Source organism: Exiguobacterium sp. FD-YE-25-4, assembly GCF_057004685.1.
This window is the reverse complement of the sequence record NZ_CM168041.1, coordinates 202,552-224,880: the sequence shown is the minus strand read 5'-3', so window position 1 is coordinate 224,880 and position 22,329 is coordinate 202,552. Positions and strand designations below refer to the sequence as shown.

Annotated in this window: 28 protein-coding genes; 4 read left to right on the top strand and 24 right to left on the bottom strand. The window is 53.0% G+C overall.

What is annotated here, in order from left to right:
• Positions 1-4 precede the first annotated feature (4 nt).
• The 10 genes from AC13H5_RS01145 to AC13H5_RS01100 form a co-directional block, all read right to left on the bottom strand.
• Entirely contained in the window at positions 5-1,015 is a 1,011-nt protein-coding gene (locus tag AC13H5_RS01145) for a ThiF family adenylyltransferase (protein WP_483546162.1), read from the bottom strand.
• On the bottom strand, positions 1,012-1,476 hold the full coding sequence (moaC, locus tag AC13H5_RS01140; protein ID WP_034780615.1) for a cyclic pyranopterin monophosphate synthase MoaC: 465 nt from the start codon (positions 1,474-1,476) through the stop codon (positions 1,012-1,014). The genes AC13H5_RS01145 and moaC overlap by 4 nt, the downstream gene beginning before the upstream one ends.
• Positions 1,477-1,479: 3 nt before the next feature.
• Positions 1,480-1,707: a MoaD/ThiS family protein gene (locus AC13H5_RS01135; protein ID WP_015880400.1), complete on the bottom strand. Its 228-nt coding sequence runs from the start codon at positions 1,705-1,707 to the stop codon at positions 1,480-1,482.
• Entirely contained in the window at positions 1,704-2,159 is a 456-nt protein-coding gene (locus tag AC13H5_RS01130) for a molybdenum cofactor biosynthesis protein MoaE (RefSeq protein WP_015880399.1), read from the bottom strand. Before AC13H5_RS01130 ends, AC13H5_RS01135 begins: the two co-directional genes overlap by 4 nt.
• Positions 2,137-2,613 (bottom strand): molybdopterin-guanine dinucleotide biosynthesis protein B, encoded by a 477-nt coding sequence (gene mobB, locus AC13H5_RS01125; protein WP_483546161.1) that lies wholly within the window; start codon positions 2,611-2,613, stop codon positions 2,137-2,139. Before mobB ends, AC13H5_RS01130 begins: the two co-directional genes overlap by 23 nt.
• Positions 2,589-3,824, bottom strand: a complete 1,236-nt coding sequence (locus AC13H5_RS01120; RefSeq protein WP_214797397.1) for a molybdopterin molybdotransferase MoeA — start codon at positions 3,822-3,824, stop codon at positions 2,589-2,591. Before AC13H5_RS01120 ends, mobB begins: the two co-directional genes overlap by 25 nt.
• Positions 3,824-4,372 carry a molybdenum cofactor guanylyltransferase gene (locus AC13H5_RS01115; protein ID WP_214797396.1) on the bottom strand — a complete coding sequence of 183 codons (549 nt, stop codon included), beginning with the start codon at positions 4,370-4,372 and terminating at the stop codon, positions 3,824-3,826. Before AC13H5_RS01115 ends, AC13H5_RS01120 begins: the two co-directional genes overlap by 1 nt.
• The gene (locus AC13H5_RS01110) at positions 4,369-4,872 is read right to left on the bottom strand and encodes a MogA/MoaB family molybdenum cofactor biosynthesis protein (RefSeq protein ID WP_114164944.1); all 504 of its coding nucleotides are present in this window, start codon (positions 4,870-4,872) and stop codon (positions 4,369-4,371) included. The genes AC13H5_RS01115 and AC13H5_RS01110 overlap by 4 nt, the downstream gene beginning before the upstream one ends.
• A 5-nt stretch (positions 4,873-4,877) precedes the next feature.
• Entirely contained in the window at positions 4,878-5,885 is a 1,008-nt protein-coding gene (gene moaA / locus AC13H5_RS01105) for a GTP 3',8-cyclase MoaA (protein ID WP_214797395.1), read from the bottom strand.
• A gap of 63 nt (positions 5,886-5,948) precedes the next feature.
• Entirely contained in the window at positions 5,949-7,265 is a 1,317-nt protein-coding gene (locus AC13H5_RS01100; RefSeq protein WP_211781932.1) for an MFS transporter, read from the bottom strand.
• Between the two features lie 222 nt (positions 7,266-7,487).
• On the opposite strand from AC13H5_RS01100, the gene AC13H5_RS01095 reads away from it, so the two are divergent.
• Positions 7,488-8,000 carry a hypothetical protein gene (locus AC13H5_RS01095; protein ID WP_214754328.1) on the top strand — a complete coding sequence of 171 codons (513 nt, stop codon included), beginning with the start codon at positions 7,488-7,490 and terminating at the stop codon, positions 7,998-8,000.
• Here AC13H5_RS01095 and AC13H5_RS01090 read toward each other — a convergent pair whose 3' ends face one another.
• From AC13H5_RS01090 to AC13H5_RS01060, 7 genes are all read right to left on the bottom strand, one after another.
• The gene (locus AC13H5_RS01090; protein WP_034780597.1) at positions 8,001-8,693 is read right to left on the bottom strand and encodes a Crp/Fnr family transcriptional regulator; all 693 of its coding nucleotides are present in this window, start codon (positions 8,691-8,693) and stop codon (positions 8,001-8,003) included. It abuts the gene before it with no gap.
• Positions 8,694-8,803: 110 nt separating this feature from the next.
• The gene (locus AC13H5_RS01085) at positions 8,804-9,007 is read right to left on the bottom strand and encodes a hypothetical protein (RefSeq protein WP_214718588.1); all 204 of its coding nucleotides are present in this window, start codon (positions 9,005-9,007) and stop codon (positions 8,804-8,806) included.
• Positions 8,997-9,503 (bottom strand): QcrA and Rieske domain-containing protein, encoded by a 507-nt coding sequence (locus AC13H5_RS01080; RefSeq protein WP_034780593.1) that lies wholly within the window; start codon positions 9,501-9,503, stop codon positions 8,997-8,999. Before AC13H5_RS01080 ends, AC13H5_RS01085 begins: the two co-directional genes overlap by 11 nt.
• Before the next feature lie 20 nt (positions 9,504-9,523).
• Complete coding sequence (locus AC13H5_RS01075) at positions 9,524-10,066, bottom strand: 4Fe-4S dicluster domain-containing protein (RefSeq protein ID WP_015880388.1); 543 nt, start codon at positions 10,064-10,066, stop codon at positions 9,524-9,526.
• The gene (locus AC13H5_RS01070) at positions 10,063-12,309 is read right to left on the bottom strand and encodes a molybdopterin oxidoreductase family protein (RefSeq protein ID WP_034780591.1); all 2,247 of its coding nucleotides are present in this window, start codon (positions 12,307-12,309) and stop codon (positions 10,063-10,065) included. Before AC13H5_RS01070 ends, AC13H5_RS01075 begins: the two co-directional genes overlap by 4 nt.
• Positions 12,302-12,589 carry a hypothetical protein gene (locus AC13H5_RS01065; protein WP_114164958.1) on the bottom strand — a complete coding sequence of 96 codons (288 nt, stop codon included), beginning with the start codon at positions 12,587-12,589 and terminating at the stop codon, positions 12,302-12,304. The genes AC13H5_RS01070 and AC13H5_RS01065 overlap by 8 nt, the downstream gene beginning before the upstream one ends.
• Positions 12,570-13,697, bottom strand: coding sequence for an MFS transporter (locus AC13H5_RS01060; protein ID WP_214823455.1), 1,128 nt, complete (start codon positions 13,695-13,697; stop codon positions 12,570-12,572). Before AC13H5_RS01060 ends, AC13H5_RS01065 begins: the two co-directional genes overlap by 20 nt.
• 134 nt (positions 13,698-13,831) lie before the next feature.
• Here AC13H5_RS01060 and AC13H5_RS01055 point away from each other — a divergent pair, with 134 nt between their 5' ends.
• On the top strand, positions 13,832-14,203 hold the full coding sequence (locus AC13H5_RS01055) for a DUF3221 domain-containing protein (protein WP_034780581.1): 372 nt from the start codon (positions 13,832-13,834) through the stop codon (positions 14,201-14,203).
• Here AC13H5_RS01055 and modB read toward each other — a convergent pair.
• The 6 genes from modB to AC13H5_RS01025 all read right to left on the bottom strand — a co-directional run bounded on the left by modB (position 14,200) and on the right by AC13H5_RS01025 (position 20,367).
• Positions 14,200-14,841: a molybdate ABC transporter permease subunit gene (gene modB, locus AC13H5_RS01050; RefSeq protein ID WP_214823454.1), complete on the bottom strand. Its 642-nt coding sequence runs from the start codon at positions 14,839-14,841 to the stop codon at positions 14,200-14,202. The genes AC13H5_RS01055 and modB overlap by 4 nt on opposite strands.
• On the bottom strand, positions 14,838-15,572 hold the full coding sequence (gene modA, locus AC13H5_RS01045; protein WP_034780575.1) for a molybdate ABC transporter substrate-binding protein: 735 nt from the start codon (positions 15,570-15,572) through the stop codon (positions 14,838-14,840). The genes modB and modA overlap by 4 nt, the downstream gene beginning before the upstream one ends.
• A gap of 107 nt (positions 15,573-15,679) precedes the next feature.
• Positions 15,680-16,387, bottom strand: a complete 708-nt coding sequence (gene ric / locus AC13H5_RS01040) for an iron-sulfur cluster repair di-iron protein (protein ID WP_029596325.1) — start codon at positions 16,385-16,387, stop codon at positions 15,680-15,682.
• Positions 16,388-16,534: 147 nt separating this feature from the next.
• On the bottom strand, positions 16,535-17,815 hold the full coding sequence (gene aceA, locus AC13H5_RS01035) for an isocitrate lyase (RefSeq protein ID WP_483546160.1): 1,281 nt from the start codon (positions 17,813-17,815) through the stop codon (positions 16,535-16,537).
• A 66-nt stretch (positions 17,816-17,881) separates the two neighbouring features.
• Positions 17,882-18,178 carry a hypothetical protein gene (locus AC13H5_RS01030; RefSeq protein ID WP_029596327.1) on the bottom strand — a complete coding sequence of 99 codons (297 nt, stop codon included), beginning with the start codon at positions 18,176-18,178 and terminating at the stop codon, positions 17,882-17,884.
• Entirely contained in the window at positions 18,175-20,367 is a 2,193-nt protein-coding gene (locus AC13H5_RS01025; RefSeq protein WP_483546159.1) for a malate synthase G, read from the bottom strand. Before AC13H5_RS01025 ends, AC13H5_RS01030 begins: the two co-directional genes overlap by 4 nt.
• 183 nt (positions 20,368-20,550) lie before the next feature.
• Here AC13H5_RS01025 and AC13H5_RS01020 point away from each other — a divergent pair, with 183 nt between their 5' ends.
• The gene (locus tag AC13H5_RS01020; protein ID WP_483546158.1) at positions 20,551-20,997 is read left to right on the top strand and encodes a MarR family winged helix-turn-helix transcriptional regulator; all 447 of its coding nucleotides are present in this window, start codon (positions 20,551-20,553) and stop codon (positions 20,995-20,997) included.
• Positions 20,994-21,629, top strand: coding sequence for a nitroreductase family protein (locus tag AC13H5_RS01015; protein WP_034780571.1), 636 nt, complete (start codon positions 20,994-20,996; stop codon positions 21,627-21,629). The genes AC13H5_RS01020 and AC13H5_RS01015 overlap by 4 nt, the downstream gene beginning before the upstream one ends.
• 36 nt (positions 21,630-21,665) lie before the next feature.
• Here AC13H5_RS01015 and AC13H5_RS01010 read toward each other — a convergent pair whose 3' ends face one another.
• Positions 21,666-22,328: an NAD(P)H-dependent oxidoreductase gene (locus AC13H5_RS01010; RefSeq protein WP_034780919.1), complete on the bottom strand. Its 663-nt coding sequence runs from the start codon at positions 22,326-22,328 to the stop codon at positions 21,666-21,668.
• Position 22,329 lies beyond the last annotated feature (1 nt).

Below are 22,329 nucleotides of genomic sequence, written 5' to 3'. Positions count from 1 at the left end.
TTTTCTATGCGCCAAGACACTCATCGACCATCGCGATTGCGACGTTCGCGTCATCGATTCCATGAACGAGCACACGACCGTCTTTAAATAAAAGCATCCGATGATTCCGCCATCGCCATTCTAACGTGAACGGTGTCTGTTTTACAGCGATGTCCGCACGCTCGAGTTGATGGGCGATTGGTTCAAGCCCTTCAATGGACCGCCGGACTTGGACGACGTCACGCCCACAGAGGAGTGCTGTCTGTTGCCGATTCGGGACGAGGCTCGGATAGTCGTGAATTTGACAAGAAGGACAAGACACATCGACGAGACGTGCGACATCGAGTCGCTGTGACTGGTTTTCCCACATATCTTCAATCAAGAGTCGACGTTCCATCTTTTCATGACGCCCCGTCAAATATTTCAATGCCTCAACGGCTTGACGACTTGCCACATGTTGAACGATTGGCGCTACCACCCCCGCTGTCGCGCACGTTTGCCCGGCTAGCGGCAAATGACGCATGAGACAACGAAGACACGGCGCTTCTCCCGGCATCACCGTGTAGTTCATGCCGTATGCCCCGACGCAAGAGGCAAACAAGAACGGAATGCCACGCTCGAGTGCGAAATCGTTCAATAGAAGACGCGTCTCGACGTTATCGGTTGCGTCCAAGATGAGATCAACGGACGGCAAAGGCCGAAGCCAATCCCACGAGACATCGGCGATTTGAGCGTCCAACTCAACGTCTGAGTTGATGGCCCGCAGGCGTTCGAGCGCTGCGACCGCTTTCGGCGTCTCGGAACGTGCGTCCTGTTCCGTATAGAGCGTCTGTCGTTGTAAGTTCGTCACCTCGACATAGTCGCGGTCGACGAGGATGAGCGAGACGCCGGCCCGAACAAGTTGATCGCTAACGGCTGCCCCGAGCGCGCCGAGACCGACGACGAGCACTCGTTTCTCCATCAGATGTTCTTGGCCCTCCACCCCGATGCCGTGGAACCGGGCCTGCCGCGCGTAACGTTCCGGGATATGTGTCATCGGATGTAGTCCCCTGACTTCCCGCCTTGTTTCTCGAGCAAGTATGTCGGTCCGATGACGATGCCTTTATCGACTGCTTTCGTCATATCGTACACGGTCAATGCAGCGACCATTGCTGCCGTCAACGCCTCCATCTCGACACCGGTATCGCCTTTCGTCTTCACAAACGACTCGATGATGAGCTGTGTCCCGTCCCATTCGAACGTCAAATCGACTTTTTTCAAGGCGAGCGGATGACACATCGGAATGATGCGGCTCGTCTCTTTGGCGGCCATGATGCCAGCCACTTGAGCGACAGCGAGTACATCCCCTTTTGCAAGACCCCCATTCGTGATGAGCTGTTTGAGTTCACCGCTCAGTTCAACTGATGTACGGGCCCGAGCAGTACGTGTCGTTTCCGGTTTATCCGAGACATCGACCATCCGCGCCCGCCCTTGGTTGTTCATATGTGTCAATTCCATCGTTTACCCTCCGCTCACCATTGGAATGACGGCGACCGTGTCCCCGTCTGCAACCGTGTATTCGTCCGTCTCATAACGCTCATTGACCGCGAACATGAGACGTTCCGCTCCTGACACGCCCCGCTCGGCCAAATCCGCTCGCAAGGCGGCGATTGTTTGTGGCGCTGAAACGGTATAGGACCGGACCGCCAACTCTTCTGCCACGTGGGCAAAACATAATACCTCAATCATGTGTACGTCACTCCTTCCGGGCGTCCTGGGTGTTGTTCTTTTTGATCACCCATCCATTTCGTGCCGTCGGTCCAATGCTCCCGTTTCCAAATCGGGACAATTTCTTTAATCCGTTCGATGGCGTAACGATTCGCCTCGTAGGCGTCGGCGCGATGGGAAGAACTCGTCGCGATGACGACCGCTTCTTCCATGATATCGAGTCGACCGATCCGGTGATGGATCGCCGTCAACGCACCAGGCCAACGTTCCGCTACTTCTTTCGCGATTTGTTCGAGCATCTTCTCGGCCATCGGTACGTATGATTCATACTCCAAGAGTTCGGTCTGTTTGGAACCAGTCATTTCCCGCACCGTCCCGATAAACAGCACGACCGCCCCGACGTTTCGATGCCGGACCGTTTCGTAAAGTGCCATCGGTTCGAGCGGATGTTCATTCACTTGATACCATTTCATCCTCCATCCACCTTTCCACTGAACGCATCAACCGGTCCTTGTCTGCCACGGAGTCTCCGCGTGCGATCACGTTCGTCACACCGACCGGTTGTTCATGCCCGTCTCGCACGAGCACCACTTTCGGATAATCTTTCCGTTTGTATCCTTCGATTAGCACGATGTCGACGTGCGCCTCGTACCAGTTGAGGAGCAATTCAAACGTATCGACCGCTTGCCACTCGATCAACGTCCCGTCCTCACCGATCACACTCGATAGCACGGCACCGGCCAACGCGTGACGGTGCGAGTCAGTCATCGGCAAGTCGAACGACCCTCCGTGACCGTGGTGCTTGATGACGCCGACACGGAGCCCCGTCGCCGACAAGCGTGTTGTCAGCTCGGAGACGAACGATGTCTTGCCGCTATTTTGATAGCCGACCACTTGTAAAATCAAAGCCGATCGATGATTCGACATCGCACCGTGTCTCCTTTCTGAAACCCTCTCGTCCCGCCTGGCAGATGAATCAACGCGTTACACGTCGCGAGCGAGGAGACGATGCCCGACTTATCTTTACCGCTCGGATGAACGACCGTCTGCCCGGTCGCATCAATCGTCACATGTCCACGGACGAAGCGGTCGAACGGATTCGGTTTCGGGAAATCGACACCGAGTTCCGCCAAAATGACAGGACGTTCCGTTTGTCCGAACAACGTCTTCATGTACGTACCGACAAACAGTTCCGTGCCGACAAAACAGGCAGACGGATTGCCGGATAAACCGAACAACAGCCGACCTTCGACATGCGCGACCGTCGTGACGGATCCTGGCCGCATCCCGACTTTATTAAACAGTACTGTCGCTCCGAGCGCCTCATACACATCCGGTAAATAATCGAAATCGCCGACCGATACCCCGCCTGTCGTGACGATGGCATCACTCGTCTGAAGCGCTTCTTCGACCGCCCGCTTCGTCGAAGTGAACGTATCCGGCAAGATGCCGCCATACGTTGCCGCGCCGCCAAGCTCCTCGATTTGGGCAAGAATCATATACGCATTCGAATTATAAATTTGCCCGTCGGCTTTCTTCCGCCCCGGTTCGACGAGCTCGTCTCCAGTCGCGAACACGGTGATGTGTGGTTTCACGTACACGTCGACTTGTTCATAGCCGAACGTTGCGAGCAAGGCGATGACGCCTGGATTGATGCGGGTGCCTCGGCCGACGATATGCGTTCCTGCCGCCACATCTTCCCCGCGATAGGAGATGTTGGCATCACGGGCCGGTCGTTTGAACGTCACGACTCGTTCATCCGCTTGTACGAGCTCGAGCATGACGACCGCATCGGCTCCGTCTGGAATTTTTGCCCCGGTCATGATGCGAATCGCCTCGCCGGCGCGGAGCGGTTCTCCGACGTGTCCAGCTCCCTGAACGTATTGAATGGGTAATGTCACCGGTTCATCGCGGTTCGCAGTCAACAAGTCCGCGGAGCGGACAGCAAAACCGTCATATGGCGACTTGTCAAACGCCGGAACGTCATGCGTCGCGACGAGATCCATCGCTAAAATCCGTCCGTTCGTCCGATGCAACGGTACCGTTTCCGTCCGACCTCTCCCCGTCGCTTCTTCGACGCGTGCGACCGCCTCGTCAACGGCGAGCGGCTTACGAAATAGCGTCGATCCCTTTTCCATTACTCCACTTCCTTTCCTAGCACTTCTTCATAATCTCTCAGTGTGTTCACATTTTTAAACCAGTCCCGTTCAGCAAACGAGACGATTGTCGCCTCTGTCAAGTGAGGCATGACCGCCCGTTCGCCTCGACGTAACGCGGATTCGAACTGGGACAGTATCGAGCGGGGATACAAGGCGATGAGCGGATGGATTCGATTGTCGGCGTAGGCGACAACCGGCTGATTCCCTCGTTCTATCGCAAGCCGTTCATAAACGGTCGGCGGCAACAAAGGTGTATCACACGCACAGATGGCATACCATTCAGCCGGGACGTGCCGCATGACGGTGACGATGCCAGCGAGCGGCCCCATGCCGCACCATTCTCTGTCGTCTTCGAGTTGATAGGGTGTCATCGACTGTCCGGCCGGCACGACGCTCCATTGGGACGTCGTCGTGGTACTAAGCGTCTGTCGTGCCCGGTCTTCAAACGAGACGTCCTCATAACGGGCTTTCCATTTGGGAGACCCGAACCGACGTGACTTCCCGCCTGCCAAGACGATCCCAATCATCGTGTCGCTTCCCAGACGATATGGGAGAGCTCAGGGAGAATCAAGCGAGTCATCGCCAAGTCGACGGCGCCTCGCGACCCTGGCATCGAAAAGATGATCGTATCCCCGATGCGTCCTGCTAAAGCTCGCGACAACATCGCCGCCGGTCCGATATCTTCCGTGAAGCTGACATAACGGAACAACTCGCCGAAGCCGACCATTTCCCGGTCAAGCAGCGGTCGAATCGTCTCAATGGTGACGTCCCGTTTCGTGATGCCCGTTCCTCCGGTCGTCAAGATGACATCCATTTTTTCGTCGACCATTCGTCTGACAGCCGCTTCGATTTCAAATGGGTCATCTTTCGTGATCTCACGGTATGTGACCGTGTGTGCTTCTTCTTTTAACAGCGTGCAAATATGTTCGCCTGACACGTCCGTATCGAGTGTGCGCGTATCCGAGATCGTTAAAATCGCTGCCCGGACACGCTGTGTGTTTTGATGTACATGGTTGTGTGCTTGCATCGTCTTCATCCTCCGATATAACTCATTTCAATCCGGTTACGTGTCCGACTCCCAGTTTGTGACCGTTCTTCCGAATAGCGGTCGTCCCGTACTTCCCATACCATTTTCAGTGTCATGGCAATCAATTCATCGCTCGCCCCACTGCGGAGCAATTCGCGGATATCGGTCCCGTCTTCAGCGAACAGGCACGTGTACCATTTGCCGTCACTCGATAGGCGGCCTCGCGTGCACGTTCCGCAGAACGGTTGGCTGACCGAAGAGATGAAGCCGACTTGCGCCCCATCCGTGTAACGGTAACGTTGCGCGACTTCTCCTAGTGTTTCGGGTGCAAGCGGTTCAAGTAATCCATTTCGTTGTTTCAACACCTCAAGAATCGATTCAGACGACACGACATGTTCGACGTTCCATTCATTCGCCGTGCCGACATCCATGAACTCGATGTAACGGAGCGTGATGTTCCGTTCTTTGAAATACGCGGCCATAGGGGCGACTTCATGATCGTTCCAGCCTTTTCGGACGACCATGTTCACTTTCACTTCGAGCCCTTGCCGTTTCGCCTCATCGATTCCTCGTAATACCGTCTCGGGCGACGTGCCGCGTCCGTTCATCATCCCGAACGTCTCGGCCGATAAGGCGTCTAGACTGACGTTGACCCGGTCGAGCCCAGCTTGCTTCAACACTTTCGCCATCCGTTCTAAATAGACGCCGTTCGTCGTCAACCCGATCGTCTCGATGGTCGTGACCGCGCGAAGGCGGCGAATCAGTTCATCGAGATTCGGCCTGAGTAGCGGTTCGCCCCCGGTCAGACGCACTTTTTTCACGCCGTGTGGGGCGATGATGCGAACGAAGCGCTCGATCTCGTCAAACGATAACAACTCATCTCGTTTTAAAAATTGGTGGTGGCGGAACGCCTCTTCCGGCATGCAGTATCGGCAACGAAAGTTGCATTTATCAATGACTGAGATGCGTAAGTCTTCCAACGGTCGTCTCCGTCGATCGGTCCATGGTGTCATCTTGGTTCATCCTTTCTATCCATCAACGACAGCAGGGACCCTCACAGTCCCTGCGTCGATTTGTCAGCGAATCGGCTTTTCAGCACCGCTGCGCAAGTAATAATAAATTGTGGTGGCAATCGAGATCGCATAGAGCCCTAGCATGACGAACAACGCACCGTTGAACGAACCGACGAGCTCGAGCGACCAACCGAACATCTTCGGAATGAAGAAGGCTCCGTAAGCAGCAAACGCTGCCGAGAATCCGACGACGGCCGGTGTCTTCGTCGCCACGAACACGTGGGGAATCATCGCGAACGTCGCTCCAGAGTTGAGTCCTGTTGCGATGAACAAGACGACGAAGGAGATGAAAAACATCGTCAAGTTGCTGTTCGTGATGGCCATGATGACACTGATCGTACCGAGCGCCATGATTCCGAACACGATTAATGTCACTTTGGCCGCTCCGATCTTATCACTGATCCAGCCCCCGAACGGACGCGAAGAGGCGCCAAGGAATGCACCAAGGAAGGCGAGCGCCATCAAGTCCGACTCAGGGAACTTTAACTTTAAAATCATCGGGAACGCTGCGGCATATCCAATGAAGGAACCGAACGCCGCCGTGTAGAGCAACGTTTGAATCCAAAAATGTTTGTCTTTAAACACGCTCGCCTGTTCACGAAGCGATTGACGCGCGGTCGGTAAGTTATCCATGAACAAGTATGCGCAGACCGTCAAAATGATGGTCGGCACGACCCAAAGGAGCGCGGCGTTTTGAAGCCAAATCTCTTCGCCGGTCTCGGTCACGAGTGCGTTCCCGCCGATGAACCCGAAAATACTTGTCGTGATGACGAGCGGTGTGATCAATTGGACGAGCGAGACGCCCAAGTTCCCGATGCCTCCGTTAATCCCTAGCGCCGTCCCTTTTTTCGCTTTCGGATAAAACGCGCCGATGTTGGCGTTTGATGACGAGAAGTTTCCGCCGCCTAGTCCGCAAAGTGCGGCCAAAATCATGAATACCCAATACGGCGTATTGACGTTTTGAACGGCATAGGCGATGCCTAGGAGCGGCAACAACAAAATCGATGTCGAGAAGATCGTCCAGTTCCGACCGCCGAATATACTGTTTGCGAACGTATAGAAAAAGCGCAACGTCGCCCCGACGAGTCCAGGTAGGGCGGCCAACGTGAACAACTGGCCTTGCGTAAAGCTAAACCCGATTGAATTCAATTGGACGGCCGCGACCGACCACATTTGCCAGACGATGAATGCAAGCGTCAGTGCCGGGACCGAGACGAGCAAGTTCCGATTGGCGACTTGTTTTCCCGTCCCTTCCCAAAATCCCACATCCTCCGGCTTCCACTCGGCGAGTGCGTGTGACCCTTTGTCTAATTGTTGCATGGTCTATTCCTCCTCTTAACGGTTCAATTCGTACCCTAATCCCATCCTATCGACCGTCCTCTTAAAAAAGTGTGCCTTCTTTCACACTTATTTCGCATCTTGAGTTTTTTTCTCACCCTGTCATCAATCTGTGACAAAATCGCCTATCTTTTGTTTCTGTGACATTGAACACAGAAAAACCCTCCCCGATTCCTTACGATAAGGAATAGAGGAGGGATTAATTTGTCACATCTCATTCAAATCCACTGTGCGCCCGAAGTTCGCTTGGCGCTACAACCATATTTCTTCAGTCAAGACGGGGCCCACGTGTTCCGTGTCTTCGGCGTCGCGATCGCCGAGGCTGCGTTCACCGAGACGGGGCTCGATATCACGTTCCCACTGGAAAGTCCGATGGAAGAACTACAAGCGCTGCACACCTTGCTCGTTCGGATCGATACAAACCACGACGTGACGATCGATGATACCCAGGCGGTCATCGGCTACTTAGGGGACGGGACGGTGGTCACCGTCTATCGCCACTTCAAACGTTGGCTGGACTTTTTGTCCGCAGCGCGCGTTCGCTCGATGGAAGGTGTCGTCGTCGAGGTCCGTGCTAACGGGGTCAAGCTAGCCGAAGGCGTGCTCCGGTCTTATGAGTTGATGGAAGATGGCGATTTTTATGTATCGGCCTGTACAATCGAGGCCGATGGGTTAGAACATTTCGAGGGCGAGCTATCACTTGCCGCCGTAATGTGATCAATCGATGACACAGACCGAGACCGGACAGTCCTCACAATGGTTGAGCAGTTTCAACCGGTCGAGGTCATGGATAATGATTTGACGGGAAGGGAGCGAAATAATCCCTTCTTGAGCGAGCTCGTTCAACATGCGGTTCACGCGTTCACGCGATGTCCCGCAATAGTTGGCGAGCTCTTGGTTTTTCAGTTTCAAGTCGATGAGAATGCCGTCTTCGACTTCCACCCCATAGCTGTTCGCCATACGAATGAGCGTCGAGTAGAGCGCTCCTTTTTTCCCGTTCAATACCAAGTCTCTAAATTTCGTATGCTGTTTCCGCATATGTTCGTTGATCATGACCATGAACTCGCGGACGAATTCCGGGTTCGACGACAAAATCATCGTTTCAATACGCTCGATTTTGACCGCATAAATTTCACTATCTTCTAACGCCTTGGCGTTAAATAAATATTTTGGTTCGATTGCGAATAACGTCAACTCTCCGCAACAAGCCTCAGCGCTTAAACAACGTAACGTCAATTCTTTTCCATTTTCCGTCAATTTCGAAATTTGGATCAGTCCACTCTTTACAATATAAAATTCAGCTGCGTCTTCTTGTTCTCGGAACAGAAAACCGCCTTTTGGGACATGAATGATTCGATGTGCCAATTTTTTTGTTTCCTCGAGCACCATCGCTTTACTTGAATGAGCCATTTCCACCGACCTTCCTTAAAACACGTTGCGCCATATTAAAGCTTGCCTTCATTCTAAACACAAACCCCCTCGAAACGCAATCAACATTTGGAAGCGTTTCAAGGGGAGGACTATTCTTTCGTACGATATTCAATTTTTTTCCAATATCGATATAATAAGCCGATCAATCCGACATTGATGACAGCGATGATCATATACAGTCGCATCGAGGCATGATCATACACCATGTAGCTCTCAATTGTATATTGCAAGAGTACCATGTTCGTCGCGAGCAATATGACCAATCCGATTAAACTCCAACCGTTACGCCCCATGATGAATCTCTCTTCCGACCGCAAAAATCTTCCCGTTCTCGATTTCAAGCAAGATTTTAGGGAGTTCCCGCTGCGGCGGACCGGCCTGTGGTTGGCCGTCGACACCGAAGTAACCACGGTGGCACGGACAGAGGAGTACGTCCTCCTCCTCTACGTAAAACACCGGGCACTGCAGATGGGTGCATTTGTTGTTATAGGCAACGAACTCACCATTCTTTAAATGAACGAGCAACGATGGTTCCGTACCCGGATATTCAAATTCGAGTGATTTCCCGCGCTCTAGCGCCTCGACCGTCGTGATGAACTGACGGTCAGTTCTCGGCTCGCTTCGAACGAAGGCCGCGATATTGAACGGGACGGTCGCGAGACCGAGTGCGATACCGGCGCCGAACGTTGATTTGATGAACGCCCGTCGATTCAGTTTCACGTCATCGGCCCGGCTCAAGTTATCGACGAGTGCGGATAACCGTTCCCGGTCTTTTGATTCATTTGACATAAGTCATCTTCCTTTCCATCTCAATCGGAATAGACGCCAAAGAATTCAGGGACGTAATTCCATTTATCGTCTTGCGAAGGCTTTTTCCCTTCGATCATGTTCATTTGGACGCGTTGACGACGGAGTTGCATCATCTCGTCATGGTCGATGAAGCGAATCGCATCTGACGGACAAACCGACGCACACATCGGCGCGATATCATGTTTGGAGCGGTCGTAACACATGTCGCACTTATACATCTTATTCTTCTCAAAGTCGAACTTCGGAATCCCGAACGGACAAGCGAACGTACAGTTCCGGCAGCCGATACATTTTTCTTCCGAAGCCGATAACACGACGCCCTCTGGCGTGATTTGAATCGCATTGGCCGGACACACTTGAGCACAAGCCGGATTTTTACACTGCATACAGATCATTGGGAACGTCTGACGGTTCTCCGAGAAATCGATATAATCCACATAGTTGCGCTCGAGCCCCTCGTGGTCCCCGCATTCGCGGCAAGCTGCCTGACAGGCCCGACAGCCGATACAACGTTCAAACTCTAAATACATGACCTTATTCATTTCGTATGAACCTCCTCATCCATGACGTGACAGCTCGTCGCAATCGCATGGTCCGCCATGAACGGCACGCTTGATCCGAGCGGGACCGTCAACGGATTAATGTGTAACGGGGTGTTGGCCGGTAACTTTTTCATTTGTACCGCACATACCTTGAACTCCGGCATGCGTGACATCGGATCGAGACACGGGTTCGTCAATTGATTGATGGCGAGCTCCTTGCCCCAATGATAAGGGACGAAGACCGTATCTTTTCGAATCGCCTTCGTCAAACGTGCTTCGACGACCATCGATCCGCGACGTGTGCGGAGTTCGACTTTGTCGCCCGTTTGAAGGCTATAACTTGATGCCAACTCCGGATGGATTTCCACGAACGGCAGTTTTGACATCGTGCTCAAGAAGTCGACACGGCGCGTCTGATTGCCCGACAAGTAATGGAAGACGACCCGCCCTGTCGTGAGCGTGACCGGATATTCTTCATTCGCATATTCACCGGCCGGCCGATATGTGACGACAGGCAAATTCGCTTTTCCGTTCGCCGTTCCAAACCGTTCTTTGAACATCGTCGGTGTGCCGGGATGATCTTCGGACGGACATGGCCAAAAGACACCATACTCGTCGTCGATTCGTTCCCATGTGATCCCAGAGTAGTCAGCCGCTCCACCTTTCGTCGCGATGCGGAACTCTTCCCAAATGTCACGCGCCGTCTCGTATGGGAAGTACTGTCCACGTCCCATCCGCTCAGCGATCCGCTTCATGATTTCCCAGTCTGGGAGCGAATCCCCGAGCGGTTCGCGCACTTTCCGGATTCGAATGACACGTCCTTCTAGGTTTGTCGTCGTCCCTTCGTCTTCGGCCCACGAACAAGCCGGTAAGACGACATCAGCGAACTCACAAGATTCCGACATGAAGAAGTCACTGACGACGAAGAAATCGAGTTTGTTGAAGCTGTCCCACACGTACGGAAGGTTCGGTGCTGAAACGGCTGGGTTCGAACACATGAGGTGCATCGCCCGAATCGTTCCCGCTTGAATCTCATCGAACATTTCGAACGCGGACACACCTGGTTTTGGCATCTCGGAAGGATCGATGCCCCAAACCCCGCTCACATATTCAACGGCTTTCGGGTCAGTTAATTTCCGGTAGCCTGGTAACAGGTCTGCTTTTTGTCCATGTTCTCGTCCACCCTGCCCGTTCCCTTGCCCCGTCATCGTGGCGACGCCCGAAGCAAACTTCCCAATCATGCCTCGTAAGAGCGCCATCGACGTATAGAGCGAGACATTGTCGACGCCTTTTGACTGTTGTTCGACGCCGCGGGCGAACAACATGACCGAACGTGGGCTCTTCCCGTAAATATGACCGGCCTTCTCGAGTTTTTCGATGGCGACACCGGTCACCTCACTTGTCCGCTCGAGCGTCCAGTCTCGGACCGACGCTTTCAACTCTTCGTAGTTATCGCAACGCTCATCCACGTACGCTTGATCAACATAATCGTGTTCGACTAAAAAGTTGAGCAGTCCCATCGCAAGCGCCGCATCCGTCCCTGGCTTCAAATCGAGATGGACATCGGCGACGCGCGCCATCGGAATTTCACGCGGGTCGGCGACGATGATTTTCGCGCCTTTGTCTTTCGCCTTCCAAATATGTTGTGTCGTCGTCGGATGACATTCGGCAATATTCGAACCGGCGACAAAGAATGTGTCGACGTGCTCGAACTCCGTCCATGGAAGCGTCGCTCCGCGGTCAATCCCAAGTGTCTTTAAGAAACCGCCGGCAGCTGACGACATGCAGAAGCGACCGTTGTAATCGATGAACCGTGTGCCGAGTGCGACCCGGGCATACTTCCCGACGAGGTAACATTTTTCATTCGTCATCGAGACGCCGCCGAAGACGGACACCGCATCTTTCCCATGCTCTCGTTGAATGCGTTTAAAGTTCGCTTCGATCACGTCGAGCGCTTCTTCCCATGTCGCTTTTTCAAACTTGCCGTTCCGTTTGATGAGCGGAGTCATGATGCGGTCCGGATGTTCGATCGTTTGATAGGCCGTGACGCCTTTCGGACAAAGTTTTCCTTTGTTGACCGGGAAATCGTAGCGTGGTTCAACGCCTTTGACGGCCCCGGTTTTCTCATCGACCCGGATATGCATGCCGCACTGCATGCCACAGTAACAACAGTGGGTCGTGATCAACTTTTCACCCGGTTTGATTAAATTCTGTACTTCTGGCGACGTTAAAAAGTCACTCATCGTCTTCCCCTCCATAGAACGTTTCCGCTCTTCGTTTTGAAAATCCACTGACGTGATAGCCGTTAATCGTTTGAAGCGGATAATGCATCCCGTCACTTCCGGGCCGTCCGAGCGCCGAATCGAGCCGGGCGCGACGACGACAGGCGTGACAGAGGTCTTGGACCGTGTGCGCCGCATCGACTTTCACGAGTTGGTCCGACCCCTCGAGCAATTGTTTCACTTGTTCAATCTCTTCAAGCGTGCCGGTCGGTTCGCCGCACTTAACGCACAGGTGTCTCATCTTTTGCCTCACCTTTCGTCTCCTTCGGTCGGCCGAATCCTGGCATCGACATGCCCGTGTTCGTATCGACCGGGTGTGTCGGTAACTGTCCGTTCATCAAGTTCAATTGCATCTTCACACGCATCGAACGTCGACACGGTTGGCAGTAATCGGAGAGCTGGGTCCCGTCACTGAGCCCGAGCTGGATCGTCTGTGCTTGCAAAATCGCTTGGACGTCCTCGACTTGATTATCCGTCGCATAACGTGTCCCGCACCCGGCGCAGACACGGGTCTCATCCGCTTCGACTTCCCGGTAGTTCATCGGGACGCTGGCCGCCATCGGTCGGACCGGCAAGTGGAACAGTTTACCGAACGGGAAGTAACATAAAAAGATGATGACGGTCAATTGATGGAACAAGGCGAGCTCGTGATGGATGAAGCCTCCGAAGAATACATACGACACGGTCAACAACAACCCCGAGACAGTGACGATGAGCAACATGAGGAGCGGTAAAATATCAAATTCGAACCGCTGGGTCACTTTCACGTCCTGGTCGTTGATCCGGCGATAGAGTGCCATGAGCACGCCGACGAGCAACATAAGCGCGGTGATGTTCAACCCGTTATAGACGAGCTCCGCGAACAACCCGTGCGCAGCCATCTTGATGGTCGGGATGTTAAAGACGACAATCTGATACGTCTCGATATCAATCAAATCAAACCGCATCCATTGGAACGTCAGCCCGAATGTGATGGCGAACGACCCGAGACATCCCCAGGCAATCAACATATGTTGGGTCCAGCGGTACCAGCCACGTTCCCAGATGAACTTCTGTAAGACAATATTGTTGACGGTCGTGGCGGCGACGGCCTTGCTGGCCCGTTTCTTTTCTGCCTTTATTTGTTTGAGGCTCCGCTTCAATACTTGTGAGGTGGCCGGCCGTGCAAAAAATAACGTCAAGCGGACGACCATCCCAATCATGCAAATGACGGCGGCGATATAGTAGCCGAACAGCGCCATGTCTACGTGCTCAAATCCTGCCGAGGCGATCCATGTCGAGAGCACCAAGACGGTGAATCCTACGAACGACCACTTTGCGGCGGTCGAATAAAAATAACGATCGGACATATGTGTTCCCCCTTCTCTTTCCGAGCGACTTCATAGTTTCATCATAAAGATGACATCTCGACTTAACTGTTACTTTTTTCACAGATAAGCGATTCGAGACGTGACAGAATAATGAACGAAGGAGGCGTTCCCTTATGAAATCATCGCTTAAAATCATGTTATTCCTCACCATCGCGGCCATGCTCGTCGTCTTTTCCATCGGTTTCGTCTTCGCCAATCGAGCGACGACCGAACCAGATGTCGAGGGGTATGTGATTGAAATAAATGAATCTGACCGCACCGCACTCGTCATCAGCGGAATTACCGCAGAAGAGGCCACGCTCTCTCCTGACACCTTGTTCGCACAAAGTGAACCGGAAGACGTAAGCTGGTTCAAGTTTCAAGTGAAAGCCACGTTCGAGCAAATCACTGTCGGAGACCACGTCCACATTTGGAAAAAGACCGGTCCGAGTATCTTAAATACTCCGAACCGGTCTTATGTGAAAAAAATCGACGTGATCGACTAATATGAACGCTTGCCATAACGTTCACTCAGCCAGAGGACTAAAAACGCCAAACCAACCAACCATCCGCTCCAGACGAGTGCCTGGGTCATATCTCCGTTGATTGTCGCCATATAAATCGCTGTGGCGAGCGTCATCGTCTCGCCCGGGATATTTCCGGCAATCATCATCGTAATCCCAAACTCGCCGATTGATCGGGCGAAGCCGAGGACAAAGCCGCTCGTCAACGCAGGTAACAGCAGCGGAATCGTCACGTAGGTGAACAGTTGACGCTCTGACCCGCCGAGCACGCGTCCGGCCTCATACCATTCCGCATCGAGTTGTTTGAGACCGAGACGAATCGTTTGGTAGATGAGTGGGAACGCGGCCAAGGCGGACGCGATGACGTTCGCCTGTTTGGTGAACAAGATAGTAATCGGTAACAATCCGCCGATCCCGTTGTTCCCGAGGACAATCAAGGCGTATAGTCCGATGACTGTCGGCGGCAAGATGAGCGGCAGTAAAAACACCGTCTCCAACAGCCGCTTTCCTTTGAATTGACGGTGATGCATGAAATAGGCCGCTCCGAAGGCGAGGATGAAGGCGCTCACCGTCGCCATCATCCCGACTTCGAATGTGAGTTGAAGTGGAGATTGCGTCATTTAGAAAATCCTTTCGCTAAAAAGTGAGCTTGGATATCATCGTCAAACAAACGCGCGTAAACATCGCGCACGTATGGGTTGTGCGTCAATCGGACCGCCGGATACGCGATCGTACCCGTCGCTTCAAACGGGACCGCCTGAAGCGACTCGACGTCCGTCGTCAGTTCCGTCTTATAGACAAATCCCGCATTGGCGTCGCCTTGTTCGATGAGCGTCAACACTTGTCTCACATTCTGGGCGAACATGATTCGTGGTTCCACTTCTTCCCACACGCCTTCCACTTCTAGCGCCGCTTTCGCGTAGCGACCGGCCGGGACATTGACCGGGTCACCGATGACGATCCGAGCACATGCGTTTAAGTCGTCCCACGTCTCCGCGCACGGATTCCCTTTCGGTGTCACGAGCCACAGCTCGTTATGCAAAAACGCATCCCGCTCTAGAATCGGGATTTGTAATCGGTCGACATCATCAACGCTCGCGGCTAAAAAGATATCTGCCGGAGACCCGTGATCGATTTGTGCTCGCAAGGCGCCGCTCCCGTTCGTCACGACCCGAACGTCGATCCCATCGAATTCCGCTTCAAGTTGTCGCTCTACCGCTTCTAAAGCCGGTCCTAAGCTTGCCGCCGCCAAAATGGTCACGGTGGTGTCCTCCGAATCTGAACTCGACCAGACTTGACTTAGTAATAAGGCGACCGTCACCCCTACGATGACTCCACTCACCCGTTTCATGATTAATCACTCCTTTGCCTCCCCTTTATCGTAGCGCTTGATTTGCCTCCCATCTGTATCAAACGTCACAAAAAGACACCCCCACGTAAGTAGAGGTGTGCCACTGCTTAAGCGAACGTGCGCGCCCGCGGGAATAAAATGTTGTTTTCGAGATGAATGTGTTCAAATGTATCCGATTCGAGCGCTTCTAACCGTTGATAGACAAGACGATACGTCCCACACGCTCCTTCAGGCGGCGTATAGTCGTTCGTGATTTGACGCAACTCTTTTAAAATGTCACCGGCTGCCGCGTGTTCTGACTCGAGCGAGGCCAAGATGTCATCAAGCTCCCGTCTCGTTTCAGCTGTCGGTGCCGTCTCGTGACGAAGCAACGTCGGGAAGTCTTCTGTCTCTTCTTTGACGATATGTTGTTCAAGTTCCACTTTCAATTGATTGAACAGTTGATGAATGCGTCCGAGGTGCGGATGGTTTTGTCCGTGAACCCGGAACACTTTTGTCACATATGGTGTGAGCTGTGGCAATTCGTCCGTCAAAAACTGGTGATGCTTATAAATGATGTGCTCAATCAATTCCGATGAAGAAGCAGCATCCCAATCGATGCTCTTCTCGTTCATCTCTTGCTTGCGTTGATAGAGCGCATTAACTTCTTCTAAAATGTCTTCCGTCGACCGTTTCGATTTGTCAGTCGCTTCAGCGAGTGGCCGGTTGCCGCCACAACAAAAATCGATTCGGTTCCGTTTGAAAATGTCTGCCGCTTGCGGGCATTGTTTGACGATTTCAGATACGTGCGTATCGCCCGTGAATGTCTGTGTCATCTGTCATAACCTCCATATTCATTTTGACATGTTCAGCGTAGCAAGAGTTTGACGACAAAAATGTGAAATACGTCACATTTAAGTGAACAGGATGCACGCGTTCTGAATTTGGACACAAAAAAAGCCCCTCTTGTGGAGGGGCGACGCTTAATGGGACGGCGCTTCAAATTGTTCTGCCTCGGTCGATCCGGTGAGCGCCGTCGTTGACGACTGGCCTCCCGAGATGACGAGAGACACCTCATCGAAATACCCGGTCCCGACCTCACGTTGGTGACGTGTCGCCGTATAACCGTGCTGTTCTGCACTGAATTCGGCCTGTTGCAGTTCCGAGTAGGCGGCCATCCCGCGGTCTTTATACCCGCGTGCGAGTTCGAACATTCCGAAGTTGAGCGAGTGGAAGCCAGCGAGCGTGACGAATTGGAACTTATATCCCATCGCACCAATCTCTTGTTGGAACGTTGCGATCTCCTCATCCGACAGCTTTTTCTTCCAATTGAATGAAGGCGAACAGTTGTAAGCGAGAAGTTTGCCCGGATACTTCGCATGAATCGCATCCGCGAATTGACGCGCTTCGTCCAAATCAGGCTCGGACGTCTCGCACCAGACGAGGTCTGCGTACGGTGCATAGGCGAGACCGCGCGCGATCGCCTGTTCGATTCCTGCCTCGGTCCGATAAAAGCCTTCCGGCGTCCGGTCACCGACGATGAACGGATGGTCGATTGGGTCGATGTCGCTCGTAATCAAATTCGCTGCGTGAGCATCCGTCCGGGCGACGATAATCGTCGACACCCCCATGACGTCTGCCGCGAGCCGAGCGGCAATCAAGTTTTTCACGGCCGTCTGTGTCGGCAGCAACACTTTGCCGCCGAGGTGACCGCACTTCTTCTCTGAAGAGAGTTGATCCTCCAAGTGGACGCCGGCTGCACCCGCCTCAATCATCGCCTTCGTCAACTCGAACACGTTGAGCACACCGCCGAAACCGGCTTCCATGTCAGCGACGATCGGGGCGAACCAATGCGTATCGCCTTTCCCTTCCGCCGTTTGAATTTGATCGGCCCGTTGAAGCGCCTGGTTAATCCGTTTGACGACGCTCGGCACCGAGTTAGCCGGGTACAGGCTTTGGTCCGGGTACATGTGTCCCGACAAGTTCGCATCGGCGGCGACTTGCCATCCGCTCAAATAGATGGCTTCGAGACCCGCCTTCACTTGCTGGATGGCCTGGTTCCCCGTCAACGCGCCGAGCGCGTGGACGTAGTCTCGTTCGTGGAGTAACTCCCATAACCGTTCCGCTCCTTTTGTCGCGAGCGTATGCTCGATTAGGACAGACCCCCGAAGCCTCATCACGTCTTCGACCCCATATGGACGTTCGACCCCGTTAAACCGTTCCGACTGTAACATATCCTCTAGTTGCATTTGTTGTTCATTCATATCCATTCCTCCTGTATTATATTAATTTATATATTCATCTTTTGTTATATAACAGATAATGCAAGCTTAATCCAAGTATGCACAGCATTCGAGCGCCGCTTTGAATGACGAGTGCTCCATCCCGCAGCAACGACAGACGTTTTCTTCGTCACGATCTTCTGGTTTACGGAATATGACGACCTCTTCGACCGGCTCTCTCATGATTTGGAGCGACCCGTCGGCCCGGTCGAGCACGAGGCGCATCAAATCGTTCCCATAGACGAACGCCGTGTTAGCGAGCGCCGCTGTCGATTCCCCCGAGACGATCCGACGGACGACCCAACGTTCAATCAACTGTTCGCTTTCGATTTTTTTCGTTGTCATGATGATGCTCCTCCTTTTAAATTCGGTTCTAATGTCACTTGTTGTAAAAACTGTCGGCGGCGCCGGTGCAGGATCGGTTCCGTATATCCATTTGGTGATGCATCGCCTTCGAACACTAACTCTTTCGCCGCTTGATAGGCGATGGAGCAGTCTACATCTGGCGTCATCGGACGATAGTGCGGATCTTCCGCGTTTTGCGCGTCGACGACCTCGGCCATCCGGTAAAGCGTCGCTTCGACTTGTTCACGGCTACAGATTCCATGGTATAGCCAGTTGGCGACATGTTGACTCGAAATACGAAGCGTTGCTCGGTCTTCCATCAACCCGACATGATGAATATCTGGCACTTTGGAGCAACCGACACCTTGCTCGACCCAACGGACGACGTAACCGAGCAACCCTTGCAGGTTGTTCTCGAGTTCCTCGTTCACTTCCTCATCTGTATAGAGACGCGTGGCGAGTGGTACCTCGAGCAGACGCCCTCGCTCAGTTGCTGGATCAAACGAACGATTCGCCAACTCACGCTGAACGTCAAACGCATCGACTTGATGGTAATGCAGCGCATGAAGCGTGGCCGCCGTCGGGGACGGCACCCAAGCCGTCGTCGCCCCGGACCGGACATGATTGCTTTTTTCACGCATCATGTCGCGCATCCGATCGGGCATCGCCCACATCCCTTTCCCGATTTGCCCGCGTTGATGGAATCCTGCGTCAAGCCCGATCTGGACATTCAGACATTCATAAGCATCGAGCCACTCCGATGTCTTCATCTCGCCTTTCTTGCGCATCGGTCCGAGCGTGAGCGAGGAGTGAATCTCATCGCCCGTCCGGTCGAGGAATCCGGTATTGATGAAGACGATGCGTTCCTTCACTTGCTCGATACAGTTCTTCAAATTAAGCGACGTACGTCGCTCCTCGTCCATCACGCCGACTTTGAGCGTGTGACGCGGTAACTCGAGTACATCTTCAATCGCATCGAACAAGTCGTTCGTGAACGCGACTTCCTTAGATCCATGCATCTTCGGTTTGACGATATAGATGGAGCGTTCGCGGGAATTTCGTCTGGCATCAAGGTGGCGGCTCGCGATGAGCGCAGTGAAAATCCCGTCCAAGATCCCTTCCGGTACTTCACGTCCTTCCGCGTCGAGCATCAAGTCTGTCGTCATCAAGTGCCCGACGTTTCGAATAAAGAGGAGCGATCGGCCCGGAAGCGTGACTTCACGCCCGTCTTTCCCGACATACTTCCGGTCAGGGTTCAACTTCCGAGTGAGCGGCCGACCTCCTTTCGTGAATGTTGCTTCGAGCGTCCCGTCCATCAGGCCTAGCCAGTTCGCGTAAAGGTGGACCTTGTCTTCCGCCCGAACAGCGGCAACCGAGTCTTCACAGTCGACGATGGCAGACAAGGCGGACTCGAGTTCGATGTCAACGAGCCCTGCTCGATCCGTCCGTCCGATTGGATGGTTCCGATCAAATTTTATTTCGGCATGAATCCCGTTATGGATGAGTAATAAACTCGTCGGAGCTTCTGGATTCCCCACATAACCGACGAGACAATCGTCTTGAAACGCGATGCGGTTCCCTTCGATGATGGCGTATGGACTGCCCTCTGACACGAGATAGCCGTTCGCTTCTTCGTGCGAGCCCTCCTGGAGCGGAAATGTATCGTCGAGAAACTGTTTGGCATAGGCGATGACAGCTTCACCGCGAACTGGATTATAGCCGCTCGACTTCGTTTTCCCGTCCTCTTCGTCGATGACGTCCGTTCCGTACAAGGCGTCATAGAGGCTTCCCCAGCGAGCGTTCGCCGCGTTCAATGCATAGCGTGCATTGTCGAGCGGAACGACAAGCTGCGGTCCGGCTTGCCTTGTAATTTCTGAGTCGACACCCGTAACGTCGATGTTGAAATCGGGGACGGCTGCTTCGATGTAATCGATGGACCGAAGGAAACGCTCGTAGTCTTCCATGTCAAACGCTTGCTTATGCTCGCTGTACCACCCCTGTAATAGTCGCTCATATGACTCACGTTCGTGAAGCATTGCCTCATTGCGAGGAATGAACTCATCGAGTAGGCGCCCGACCCCAGCCCAAAATTGTTGGTGTGCCTCTTCTTCAGGCAATATACGAGCCGAGATGAAATCGAGCAACGTTTCATGTACGTGATAAGTACCTACTTGTTTGTAATGTTCCAAGCCGTCACATCCTCTCATTCAATTGTTATATATCAGTTGACTTTAATATAGACTATTATATAACAGTTTGACAACAGTTTTTTTGAAACTTTTTATTTGCGATCTATTTCAAAACCGATTAGTATACATTGTGTGACCTATCAATGATTGATTCATCAATTAGTTTTTGAAGGAGGATATCCGATGCGCGACGCTTGTTCGCTCAGCGATGAGATTCTCTACCACGTCATCACCGTACAAAAAGAACTGGCCCAACTGTTCGATACGGAAATGGACGGGCTCAGCTCGACCCGCTTCGATATTTTAAGCAACTTGCATCACGTCGGCCCTTTGCGTCAGCGTGAACTGCAACAACGGGTCGGCGTCGATCATGCCGCCATCACGCGACATTTGAAACAGCTCGAGACACAGGGCTTGATTACGCGCGAACGCTGCCTCCAAGACAATCGGGTCATCTTTGTCAATTTGACCGATGTCGGTCGGGAGCGGATTGCACATTGGACCGAGCAAAAGAAGTGCTTATCGGACCGTCTTTTTGTAAACATGAAGGTAGAGGAGCAACGACAGTTACTCGAACTTTTAAATACGTTACAAACCAACATTCAACATGAAAGGAAGACCCTTATATGAACACGACAACACAGAAAGACTTTATGGAAATCCTCAAAGGACGCCGCTCGATTCGCGTCTATGATGAGAACGTCAAAATCTCAAAAGAAGAGATGACACAAATCCTGGAGGAAGCGACGACGGCACCGTCATCACTCAACCTGCAACCGTGGCGCTTCGTCGTCATCGATAGCGCAGAAGGCAAAGATACTCTCCTTCCGCTCGCAAGCTTCAACAAACGCCAAGTCGAGACGTCATCAGCCGTTATCGCCATCTTTGCCGACTACCAGATGGCCGATTACACACAAGAGATCTTTGATACGGCCGTCGAGCGTGGCCTCATGCCACCAGAAGTCCGCGACCGTCAAGTTGACATGATCAAAGGCATCTTCAAAGACGCACCGAAAGAGTCTGTTAAAGACAGCATCTTGCTCGACTCAGGTCTCGTCGCGATGCAACTCATGCTCGTCGCCCGTGCTCACGGCTACGACACAAACCCGATCGGTGGCTACGACAAAGCGAACATCGCGGAAGCGTTCGGCCTCGAGAAAGAGCGCTACCTTCCGGTCATGCTCCTCTCAATCGGAAAAGCCGCGGAAGACGGTTACCAATCGGTCCGCTTCCCAATCGACCGCATCACCGACTGGAAATAAGCAAAAGCTCAAGCGCCTCGGCGCTTGAGCTTATTTTTATCCGATGTATTTGACGACCTCGTTGAAATCGCGACGTGTCTTCGGCGCGAAGTCACGGGCCCGATGTCCGAACGCGACCATGACCGAAAGCGACCAGGCGCCTCGTTCCATGACGCCTTCGGAGATCAATAATTCATCGATGTCTGCTTGATTGAACCCTTCAATCGGACATGAGTCGACGCCGATCTGGGCAGCGGCCGTCATCATGTTGCCGAGCGGGATGTACGTCTGACGTTTAATCCACTCTTGGAACACACGCTCGTCGTCCAACAGTCGATAATCTTGTTCCTGGAACTCACGGACCCGTTTTACCCGAAGGGCGTACTCGTCCTCGGTCCGTCCTTGGACGTCCGTGACGATGTGACGGATGTAGTCCGAGTCGTAGCGCATCGCTTCAGGCGTCCGCGCCAAGATCAACACGAAATGGCTCGCCGTTAACGCCTGTCCTTGGGCACCCCACGCGTGGTCTTTGATCTTCCGGAGCAAGTCTTCGCGACGAATGACGACGAACTGCCAAGGCTCGAAGCCGAACGAACTCGGTGATAAGCGACCCGTCTCCAGAATGAATTCGAAATCTTCCTCATCGATTTTGCGGTCCGCGTCGAACTCTTTCGTCGCTTGACGCCAACGATACGCATCTAAAATATCTTCTTTTTTCACG